Source organism: Pseudoalteromonas sp. S4741 (assembly GCF_005886135.1).
GTDB classification, from domain to species: Bacteria; Pseudomonadota; Gammaproteobacteria; order Enterobacterales; family Alteromonadaceae; genus Pseudoalteromonas; species Pseudoalteromonas tetraodonis.
The window spans coordinates 1-10,654 of record NZ_PNCN01000152.1 but is presented as its reverse complement, the minus strand read 5'-3'; the positions used below and the strand labels follow the sequence as shown (position 1 = coordinate 10,654).

The following is a 10,654-nucleotide window of genomic DNA, read 5'->3' as shown; positions in this document are numbered from 1 at the left end:
CGACTATTTATGGGGAATAACCACACCACATAGGCTCTGCCTTGCCTAAATACCAAACAGACTGCTGCAAATTTAACCTTGAAAGATCAACAGCCCCTAATTAACTACTTCTCATAGCGTACTAGGCGTAAATATACGTTACTTGTTTTAGCATGTAAGCTATTTAAACCACTGGAAAATTGATAAACCCATGCCGAATTTATATTGCTAATACCCGAGGTATTAGACCAATAATTTTGCGACTGCGTTGCTAAAAAAATACCCGCATTAATACTTGGATCGGTACAACGGTGATCTACTATACTAGCTAACTCTTTAATACTCGGCACTTGCCAGTCGTTATAATTTGCCGTGGTGTCATTCAGTGCGCCTTTAAGTGAGGCCTGCCAGTTTAATGGTTGAGTATCACCATCGCAGCTAGTTGTTTCGCTATTATAAACTTGACCATAGTTACAGCGCTGCCACATTAGCCCTGTTTTAGTATCTGACACAGTGCCATCATTATTAATCACAAATCGGTCGGTATCATCGCTAGTCGCTACCTCTTCATAACACTGCTGCGCTGCAAGTGACTGGCATAATCCCAAGGCTAATAACATAGAGACTTTAATTAATTTCATAATAATCACCTTAACGATTTCTAACTAAGCGTACGTAAGCGGTATTATCTTTTGGATAGGCTAAATCATTGCCATCCATCATATCGATAGTGTAAGCCTGAGATAAACTGGCACCATCAACCGCGGTCTGTGAGGTCCAGTAACGTAAATGCCCTACACTGTTAGTCGATGGTGTATTAGGAAAAAATGCAGTATCTATCAATACATTTTGCCCTTGTTTACCGTAATCAATTAAGCCTAACAACTCAGTATAAGTAGGTAAACGCCAATTACTGCCGCCACAAAAATCAAGCGCATTAACTTCATCAATATAGGTTTGTAAGCCACAATCAGTATTGCTCGGACATGTGGTATTATCACTACCCGCTACATCGCCACTATTGACAGTCCCTTGCCAAATATAGCGGTTTTGTCCATCTCGTAAAGTGGTATTTGGTAACACACCGGAATAAGGGCTTTTCACTTCCCAAACAAGGCCGGTAGTATTATCACGAATACAGCTAAAGTTTTGCGCATCATCGAGAAGCTCATCGGCAAACTCATTAAGCTTGGTGTAATCAAAAGCCAGATTCCCTTTACCCACTTTACCTAAACGATTGGCAAAACTATCGCGCCCAAGATCAGCATCTTGAGCTGGAAATTCATCATTATTACAGTTAATTCGCTGAGTATTGTTATAACACTCTCCTACCCCTGTATCATTTATTAACCCAAGCGCTTTGGGTGTTACATCAATAAATACGGTATCTGTGTCGGTGCGCCCTTTTAAGTCCATAACTTGTACTTCAAAGCTAAGCGTTGCATTTAAATCAATATCAGAGGCAAAAAAGCTGGCAGTACATGACTGTGATTCAATCAGGGTTTCTGCATTACCGGTAAGTTGTTGCCACATACATTGATAAGATTGAGTTGCCGCTTCGCTTGCAGTGGCATCTAAAATAACCTTATCAAACTCTTCTACTGTTTGATTAGCGCCTGCATCGGCAATAATCACTTGAGCTGTTTTATTAAGGGTCATATCAAATTGTGATGCAGATACTCCGCCCTCATCATCTGTTACGGTGAGCTGCCATTTTAAGTTGGTGTTATTTTCTAATAATGGATGAGAAAAACTAAGCGTTGGATTGGTATAGCTATCAATTGTTAAATCCGGCCCTGACAATAATTGCCACAAATAACTGCTAATTTCGCCATTTTCATCTGGGTCTGTGGAAGTTAAACCACTAAGAGTTACAGTATCCTTATAAACTGAGGGCAAGTTTGCAGGAGCAACTTGAGTAACAACAGCAAGAGGAAGCTGATTATTAGAGGCAATGAAAACACTCAAGTCGTCATTTACTAAACTGCCATCTGAGGTTTGATAGCTAACTCTTAATACCAGTTCACTGTCAGACTTTACATCTGGTGCAGTAATGGTTTGTTCAGCCCCTTCAAGCGGAAACACATCTATAATAGGGCCACTTACACGCTGCCAAGTAAATGTACCATTTGCAGGAGAGCCTTTTGCAGAAATAGTAAACTCTGATTTTTCTACAACTTGAAGATCGTTACCTGCAAATACTGATGTTTTTATATCACTGTTATCAGCACCGCCTCCCCCTCCGCATGCAGCCAAAAGCAAACATGACATAAGTGGTATTAACGAAATTGCTTTCATACTCAGCACCTTTTTGTCTTAAAATTATCTAATAAAACTATTAAGCAAAAAAAATGCCATTATAAACTACAAGTAACTATCTTGATGAATACGAACAAATAATTTAGTGCCAACTTTACTGTAATCTACTTTATATTCGCGGCCATCTAAGGATTGAATAAACAACAATTGTTTTTCTTCGCTAAATACATCAGCACTCGTAATATAAACAACATCGAGGTAACGCTCTTTTGCATCTCGGCGGTTTTTTGGCAGTTCTTCTTTAAATGGCTCAAGACCATTGCTTGTTACTTTAATTTTAGGGTGAGTCTCACCATTAACAATCACTAAATCTAGTTTTCTGTCTTTATGTATTATGGTGTTTCGACCACTTTTAATGAAAGATCTGTTTTGGCTCATAGTTATTCCTAATCCCGCAGTGAGTGCTTATATTATTATTCACACTGCGACTTTATAAACTGAGAGGGATCTCGCTTCCATTTATTTAAATTTGCGCTAAATTCCCAAATATCACTTTCTATTACACTCGCTGGTAACAGTAAGTCATACCCTGTTAAAAGCTGAAGATGCTTAGCCCTATTAGCAAACATCGCTATGAGCCCATTATAGTCAATTCCTTTTTTTGACCTATATTTATTATCTTCAACTAACCATTCTGATGGGCAATGCCCATTTTTGCAATTTTTTTGAACAACTTGCATAAAGAAATGTCGCTGCTCTATCAACAATTTACCCGCAATTCTTGGAGCTAAAGCAGACAAGAATGAATCTATATCATTTAACTTAATACCAATCGCATTAAGCTCAAGGTAATCAATGCCATTATCAACATTAGGTATACCACAATGGTGCAAATTCTCTGGGTGTAAATGCCATTGTCCATACTTATGCTGATATATTAATTGCTGCTCAGTTAAAATAATACTATAAAAAGGTTCTTGTGTTTTAAAAAAGCCAATTAAAATTGCAGCAATACATAAACTTACTAAAAAAATTTCGATAATACTTATTTCGCCTGGGCGTAATAAATTAAACAGCATGATAATAATCAAGCCAATGCTGCCGACCACTAATATTTCAATTCCATTTTTAGCGCCTTGCGCTCGGTATTTTAGTATTTGTTTATTTATATTAGCCATACTGAAAAAACGCCATATAAAATATAAACATAATAATAGCCCACAATATTAACTTTCTCAGCGTTAAACAGCGTTTGCATGATGTTTTAAAGCTCATCAATTAACTCCCATTATTACTGTTAAATATGCGCAATGACTAAGTATCAGTTATTTTTACGCTTAACGCACAAATTAATGAGATACATAACCGCCTTTTTTTGTCCTGATTTCGTACAATACTTATAATCTATTTTCAGGTATGAAAACAATGCACTCTAAACAATCAGGTAAAGCCTTATTTCCATTTATTATTTCGTTACTAATAATTTTTAGCGTTTATTTGTATTTTCCTGCATCACAGGGCGAGCAAGCCAATTACTCGGCAATGACAACGCAAGTCTCTGCCCACACGGTAAGATCGCAAGAAAACGCAATTATGATTGAAGCCATTGGCAGTGCTCGTGCTAATCAGGCTATCTACATTAAAAGCGCCCAAAACGATTATGTCACTAGCATTTACTTTGAAGATGGCGACTTGGTCAGCAAAGGACAAAAATTAGTACAACTGCAAAACCAACAAGAACAATTTGCAGTAAAAGAACTTAGCATTAATTTACAAGAAGAAAAACGCCAATTAGCCAGACTAACCGAGCTTTCTCGCTCGCAAGCGACGGCCAAGTCATTGCTTGAAGAACAACTCGCTCGCGTTGATGCCAGCGAAGCACAACTTGAAAGTGCTAAAACCAAACTCAATGAAATGGCCATCACCGCGCCTTTTTCTGGATTACTGGGGAAACGCGAAATATCGGTGGGTGCGTATATTAATAATAGTACTGTGATCACAACCCTCGATGACATTAGTATTATAAAAGTTGATTTTAAAGTGCCTGAAAAGTATTTAGCTCAATTGAAAAACGGAATGATTGTTCGCACTCAAAACGATGCTTACCCTGATCAAACATTCAGCGGTAAAGTAACCCATATAAGCTCACGTATTGATTCAATCACTCGCAGTGTAGAAGTAACAGCCAGTTTTGCTAATAAATCGGGTTTACTTCGCCCTGGTATGCTACTTAAAACTGCACTAGAGCTAAGCAGCAATCAAGCGCTGATGGTGCCTGAAAAAGCAATTATTCCTCTGCAAGATAAACACTATGTTTTTCAAATTGAAGATGGCATAGCTAATCGCATAGAGGTACATGTTGCAAGTAGAAACAATGGCTGGGTTGCAATAGACAAGGGGTTAAAGAACGGCGAGCAGATTGTTACCGAGGGAATAATCAAAATCCGCTCTGGTAGCAAAGTAAGCGTTAAGGGGTAACACGTGAAAATTACCGATACTAGCGTCAAACGCCCCGTTTTTGCGATTGTTATTAACTTACTGTTACTCACTTTTGGCTTAGTTGCTTTTAGTATGCTGCCTTTGCGCGAGTACCCTGATATTGAAACACCGATTGTAAATATTAGTACTGAATATACCGGTGCATCTGCTGAAATTATTGAAACAAAAATAACCCAAGTTATCGAAAACCGTATTTCGGGGATTGAGGGTATTAAAAGTATTAACTCATCGAGTCGTAATGGCCGCTCAAACATTACCATTGAGTTTAATATTAACCGCGACATAGACGATGCCTCTAACGATGTACGTGAGCGTGTTGCACGGGCATTAGACAGCCTACCAGAGCAAGTACGCCCTCCTGAAGTATCAAAATCAAATAGTGACGAAAGCCCTATCGCGTGGTTTGTACTTAACAGTGAAACCATGGATTCATTGCAGCTTTCTGATTATGCACAGCGTTTTATTGTCGACCGTTTGGCCGTTGTTGATGGTGTATCAAATGTGCGTATTGGGGGTGAGCGAAAGTATGCCATGAAAGTATGGCTTAATCGCCAAGCAATGGCAGCCCGTGGCATTACCTCTAGTGATATAGAGCAAACACTGCGCAGTGAAAATGTAGAGCTTCCGGCGGGTGAAATTGAATCGGTAGACCGTGATTTTACTGTGCGCACTGCACGCAGCTATAAAAACCAACGTGATTTTCAAAACCTTGTTATTAAACGAGGTGAAGATGGTTATTTAGTACGTCTAGGGGAAGTGGCTGACGTAAAATTAGAAGCCGCCGATGATGAAAGCTTATTTCGCGGAAATGGCCGTAATATGATTGGTATGGGTATTGTTAAACAAGCCAAAGCAAATACCCTTACAGTAGTTGATAACGCCCGCAGTGAACTGGAAAAAATAAAACGTAATTTACCTGAAGGCACTACTATAGAAGACAGTTACGACTCTTCAGTATTTATCAAAGAATCAATTAATGAGGTTTATAAAACTTTAGCAATTTCTATGGGGTTAGTAGTGCTTATTATCTTTATATTTTTAGGTAATATTCGCGCCACACTTATTCCTGCGGTCACCGTACCGGTCGCCTTAGTCGGTAGTTTTATGTTTTTATTAGCAATGGGTTATTCAATTAACTTATTAACTCTACTGGCACTAGTATTAGCAATAGGCTTAGTGGTAGATGATGCCATTGTAATGCTAGAGAATATTCACCGCCGCATAGAACTTGGGGAGCCGCCTTTATTGGCAGCTTATCGCGGCGCCCGTGAGGTAGGCTTTGCAATTATAGCCACCACCCTAGTGCTGATCTCTGTGTTTGTACCATTGGTGTTTATGGAAGGACGAATAGGCGCACTATTTACAGAATTTGCAATGGCAGTAAGTGCCGCCGTGTTCTTCTCCAGTATTACTGCATTAACACTCTCTCCGGCATTGTGTTCAAAGGTGTTAAAAGCTTCTGAAAAAGAAAGTAAGTTTAGCCAAGTAATGGATCGCTTTTTTACTAAATTAGAAAATGGATACCGTAACGCTTTAGCGTCAAACATGACTCGTAAATGGGGCTTAATGCTGAGCTTAGTTTTGGCTGGGTTTGTTAGTTATTCACTATTTTTACAAATACCGTCTGAACTTACCCCTAAAGAAGACCGTGGTACCTTTTTTGTACTTATGAATGGCCCTGAAGGCGCTAGCTATGAGAATAATGCCGCTAATATGGCAAAGATAGAAGAGCGCTTAATGCCTTACTCTGAATCTGGCGAACTAAGCCGAGTTTTAGTGCGAGTTCCAGGCTGGGGTGGCAGTGGTGGTGTAGCCATTGTTGGTATGGCGGATTGGGATAAACGCAAACGTTCAACCTGGGAAGTCATGGATGAAATAAGCGGTAAAATGCAAGAGGTCACCGATATACGTGCTTTTGCAATTATGCGCCGTGGTATTGGCGGAGGTGGTTCATCTCGCCCTATTGAATTTGTTTTACAAGGTAATGATTATGCTCAGCTAGCTGATTGGCGCGATAGAATTATTAAACGAGCAGAGAAAAACCCTGGGTTAGTGCGCATTGATCATGATTATAAAGAAACCTTCCCTCAGTTTTTAGTCAGTATTGATAAAAATAAAGCCGCTGATTTAGGCGTATCAGTCTCTGATGTGGGTCGTACACTTGAAACCATGCTTGGCCAACGCCGTGTAACCACCTTTATTGACCGCGGTGAAGAATACGATGTAATTTTAAAGGGCACAAAACAAGACTTTGCCAACCCGACTGATATTTCAAATATTTACCTAAAATCACGTAGCGGAGAACTTGTTCCTCTTGATAGCCTTATTAGATTAAAAGAAGAAGCCACCGCCTCGCGTTTAAACCGCTATAACCGAATGCGTGCAATTACTTTAAGTGCCAACCTCGCTGATGGTTACACGCTAGAACAAGCACTAAACTTTTTAAACAAGGTTGCCACAGAGGAAAACGACATTGATGGTGCCATTGACTATAAAGGTGAGTCGCAATTGTTTTATGAAGGTGCCTCAGCCATGACCTATGTGTTTGTGCTGGCATTAACCGTGACCTTTTTAGTACTGGCAGCTCAGTTTGAAAGTTTTATGCATCCATTTGTTATTATGTTAACTGTGCCACTTGGTTTAATGGGTGCCATGTTTGGGCTGTGGAGTATGGGGTTAACGCTTAATATATACAGCCAAATAGGTATTGTTATGCTCATAGGGTTAAGTGCTAAAAACGGTATACTGATTGTTGAATTTACCAACCAGTTACGTGATAAAGGCGTAGAATTTAGTGAGGCCATTTTACAAGCGGCTACACAGCGTTTGCGCCCTATTATTATGACTTCCCTAACAACGGTTATGAGTGCCGTACCTTTGGTGTTGGCTTCCGGTCCAGGCTCGGAAAGTAGAATGGTAATTGGTGTGGTGGTATTTACAGGCGTAACGGTGGCAACCATACTAACTCTGTTTGTGGTGCCAGCCGCTTATTACGCACTAGCGCGAAATACACAATCACCTGAGTTTTTACAACAAAAACTTGATAAGCAAGCCGCTGAAAAACCGCTTAAAGAGATCTAAGTCACTCAGAGCGTCGTAACTAGCTGTTACGGCGCTTTATTCAGTGCACATATCCCTAACAATTGAGGAAGTACTTATGAGTTCGACCACACAAGTAGCAACACTCGGCGGCGGCTGTTTTTGGTGTATTGATGCAGCATTTAGGCGTGTAAAAGGTGTACTCAGTGTTTGCTCTGGTTATACTGGTGGACATACTGATAACCCAACCTACAAAACTATTTGCACTGGCAACAGTGGCCATGCAGAGGTAATTAAGGTTGAATTTGATGCCAGTGTTATCAGCTTTGAAACCTTACTCGCGATGTTTTTTACCCTACACGATGCCACACAACTAAATCGCCAAGGTAACGATATAGGCACTCAATACCGCAGCGTTGTGTATTATCATAATGAGCAACAACAAGTACAAACACAGGCAGTTATTGCAGAGCTGCGAAGTCATGTTAGCGAACCTATAGTGACTGAGGTGAGCCCAGCAACCACTTTTTACCCCGCAGAGCACTACCATCAGGACTATTACAATGAAAATCCTGAGCAGGGCTATTGCAGTATTTTAATTGCACCCAAATTACATAAGTTTGAAACCGAATTTAGCGAGTTTTTATCGGAATAAAGTGCTTTTAATAAATAGCCCAGCAATAAGCTGGGCTATTTGTTCCTTGGCAACTAGAATAAGTGACTAAAACTGATAATTTGCCCCTACAAAGAAAGTTCTTCCTGCGCTGTTATAACCTAATAGCTTACCACTGGCAGCAAAGCCCGTCGCAGCAGTAAAATATTCTTCATCAGTAATATTCTCTATTCGAGCAGCTAACGACAAATTATCTAGCAACTGGTAATTGGCTGCTATATTAAATACCGTATAAGCAGCGAGCTCCGAGTCATAATACGCAATCGAAGGACGCGATGAGCGATATTGCATATCCAAGCTGGCATCAAAATCACCCCATGTTTTAGCGAGTTGATAATTAAACGATTCAGAAGGTCTACGTGGTAAATCGGTATTCGTTTTTTCATCTGTAGCGTCTAAAAAGCTAAAATTAACCGAGTGTTCAAAGCCTAACGCTGAAAACTCTGCCGACAGCTCAAATCCCTGCATAGATACTTTATCTATGTTAGTGGCAATATATTTACCTGAGTCTGCATCATAATTATTACTAATCAAATTATTGATACGGTTATCGAAAATAGCAATATCATAACGGCCCCATTGGGTTTCTAAAGTTATACCAAGCTCATTATTTAACGCTTCTTCAGGTTTAATATTATTGTTTGGTAAATAGTACGGGCTGTTAGTCACAAACGCATTAATTAACGAAGGAGCTCTAAATGCAGTACCGTGATTTAAACGTAGTGTTACATAGTTATTTGCTTTGTAACCAAGTCCTGTACTGTAAGTGTTTGCACGGCCATGGAAGTCATAATCATCGGTTCTAACAACCGCATTTGCTAACCATTTGTTATGGCTATAAAACGCGCCTATAAACAACGCCTTATTATCGCGTTTTTCTTCTGATGACGTTGCTGACGAGTTTGATAAATCCTCAGATAAATAATTAAAGCCACCCGATATATCAAGTTCTTCAGTAAGGGTATAAAGCCCTCGATATTCAAACTCAACACGCTCTGTGCTATACACTTGCTGCACATCGGTACCTGTTTGGGTATTTTCTTCTTGCGAAACGCTCACCGAAGTACTTTGGCTATATATATCTGAGGCTTTCTTCCAGCCTAGCTTAGCGGTGTAATTTTCAAAGTCGTAGGCATCGTTACCCCATGCATTATCATATTGTGCTTCACCTTCACTGTACTGAGATTGCAGGCTCAATTGGCCTAGCTCAGCAAGTTCATAAGCTAAATTAAAGCCAATGTTTTTATTTTTGTAGCCATCATCATCATGATCTTTTGTGTACTCAGCCGCTGGATCTTTGCCAGTTACATCAAAACCATCCGTCTCTTCGTAGCCTAAATTATAATTAAAGCTAAGCGCCTCTTTTACAAGCCCACCAGCAAGCTGATAATTACTGTAGCTATGGCTGCCTAAAGTAGCCGAAAGCGAGTTATTTGAAGCTTTACGGGTGATAATATTAATTACTCCGGCTACCGCATCAGAGCCATAAATAGCAGCTCTTGACCCTTTAATAAGCTCAACACGCTCGATACTGTTAACTGGAATATTCGTCAGCGATACACTACCTGAACTTGCATCGCTCACTCTTACGCCATCAACCAATACTAAGGTATATTTAGCGCTGGCCCCGCGAACAAATATATCTGCCTTTTGACCTAACCCACCATTACGAACAATATCTATCCCAGCTATGGTATTTAATATTGCTGGTAAATCTCGGTAATTCGCTTTTTCAATATCAGCGCGCTCGATAACTGCAACACTTGCTAATACATCATTTATAGGTTGTTCAAATTTATTCGCAGTAACGGTTATTTTTTCAATGGTTTGTTCTGCAGCAGATACAGAAATAGAGAGTGCAGCCGAAATGGCCACACCCAATGCAGTTTTATTTAACATCATGTCCCCTATCTTTGCCCACCGCAAAGATGTTAGTAAGTAAGATTAAATCAAGGCCGGTCTCCGGACTCAGTTACCATAATTTAATACAGCATAACTTTACCGTTGCGGGGGCAGTGTTGGGATTGACTTCATCAATGAAAACGCACCAACTTCCCGATTATCCTACTAAAAAAATCACACCATTGAAGTGTTTAGCAAGCACCTTGAAAATAGGCTGCTATTGTTATCTGTTTACTAAAAAAAGTCAATGGACGTCTAAACATCCAAAAATCCAAAGATTCAGGGTTCGGGGTTCGGGGTTCG

At 39.9% G+C, this 10,654-nt stretch carries 8 protein-coding genes and 1 riboswitch; of the genes, 3 read left to right on the top strand and 5 right to left on the bottom strand.

The annotated features are described in order from the left end of the window. Window positions 1-104: 104 nt before the first annotated feature. The 4 genes from CWC30_RS16485 to CWC30_RS16470 all read right to left on the bottom strand — a co-directional run bounded on the left by CWC30_RS16485 (window position 105) and on the right by CWC30_RS16470 (window position 3,416). Entirely contained in the window at window positions 105-620 is a 516-nt protein-coding gene (locus CWC30_RS16485; protein WP_069438554.1) for an Lcl C-terminal domain-containing protein, read from the bottom strand. A 10-nt stretch (window positions 621-630) separates the two neighbouring features. Then, window positions 631-2,277, bottom strand: coding sequence for an Lcl C-terminal domain-containing protein (locus CWC30_RS16480; RefSeq protein WP_069438553.1), 1,647 nt, complete (start codon window positions 2,275-2,277; stop codon window positions 631-633). Window positions 2,278-2,343: 66 nt separating this feature from the next. Then, window positions 2,344-2,676, bottom strand: a complete 333-nt coding sequence (locus CWC30_RS16475; RefSeq protein WP_069438552.1) for a hypothetical protein — start codon at window positions 2,674-2,676, stop codon at window positions 2,344-2,346. Between the two features lie 35 nt (window positions 2,677-2,711). After that, window positions 2,712-3,416, bottom strand: coding sequence for a DUF2982 domain-containing protein (locus tag CWC30_RS16470; protein ID WP_069438551.1), 705 nt, complete (start codon window positions 3,414-3,416; stop codon window positions 2,712-2,714). A 247-nt stretch (window positions 3,417-3,663) separates the two neighbouring features. Between CWC30_RS16470 and CWC30_RS16465 the strand changes: the two genes are divergently transcribed. From CWC30_RS16465 to msrA, 3 genes are all read left to right on the top strand, one after another. Beyond that, window positions 3,664-4,716: an efflux RND transporter periplasmic adaptor subunit gene (locus tag CWC30_RS16465; RefSeq protein ID WP_138627647.1), complete on the top strand. Its 1,053-nt coding sequence runs from the start codon at window positions 3,664-3,666 to the stop codon at window positions 4,714-4,716. Window positions 4,717-4,719: 3 nt separating this feature from the next. After that, entirely contained in the window at window positions 4,720-7,818 is a 3,099-nt protein-coding gene (locus CWC30_RS16460; RefSeq protein WP_138627646.1) for an efflux RND transporter permease subunit, read from the top strand. 76 nt (window positions 7,819-7,894) lie between these two features. Beyond that, window positions 7,895-8,431, top strand: a complete 537-nt coding sequence (gene msrA, locus CWC30_RS16455; RefSeq protein ID WP_138627645.1) for a peptide-methionine (S)-S-oxide reductase MsrA — start codon at window positions 7,895-7,897, stop codon at window positions 8,429-8,431. A gap of 66 nt (window positions 8,432-8,497) precedes the next feature. Here the strand turns inward: msrA and CWC30_RS16450 are convergent, their stop codons facing one another. After that, window positions 8,498-10,348 (bottom strand): TonB-dependent receptor domain-containing protein, encoded by a 1,851-nt coding sequence (locus CWC30_RS16450; protein ID WP_138627648.1) that lies wholly within the window; start codon window positions 10,346-10,348, stop codon window positions 8,498-8,500. Between the two features lie 37 nt (window positions 10,349-10,385). Next, a riboswitch (cobalamin riboswitch) is annotated at window positions 10,386-10,551 on the bottom strand. Between the last annotated feature and the right edge of the window lie 103 nt (window positions 10,552-10,654).

Excerpts from the sequence above, each read along its gene's own strand:
- CWC30_RS16450 (WP_138627648.1), bottom strand. The coding sequence starts at position 10,348 with ATGTTAAATAAAACTGCATTGGGTGTGGCCATTTCGGCTGCACTCTCT.
- CWC30_RS16465 (WP_138627647.1), top strand. The coding sequence starts at position 3,664 with ATGCACTCTAAACAATCAGGTAAAGCCTTATTTCCATTTATTATTTCG.
- msrA (WP_138627645.1), top strand. The coding sequence starts at position 7,895 with ATGAGTTCGACCACACAAGTAGCAACACTCGGCGGCGGCTGTTTTTGG.
- CWC30_RS16475 (WP_069438552.1), bottom strand. The coding sequence starts at position 2,676 with ATGAGCCAAAACAGATCTTTCATTAAAAGTGGTCGAAACACCATAATA.
- CWC30_RS16470 (WP_069438551.1), bottom strand. The coding sequence starts at position 3,416 with ATGGCTAATATAAATAAACAAATACTAAAATACCGAGCGCAAGGCGCT.
- CWC30_RS16485 (WP_069438554.1), bottom strand. The coding sequence starts at position 620 with ATGAAATTAATTAAAGTCTCTATGTTATTAGCCTTGGGATTATGCCAG.
- CWC30_RS16480 (WP_069438553.1), bottom strand. The coding sequence starts at position 2,277 with ATGAAAGCAATTTCGTTAATACCACTTATGTCATGTTTGCTTTTGGCT.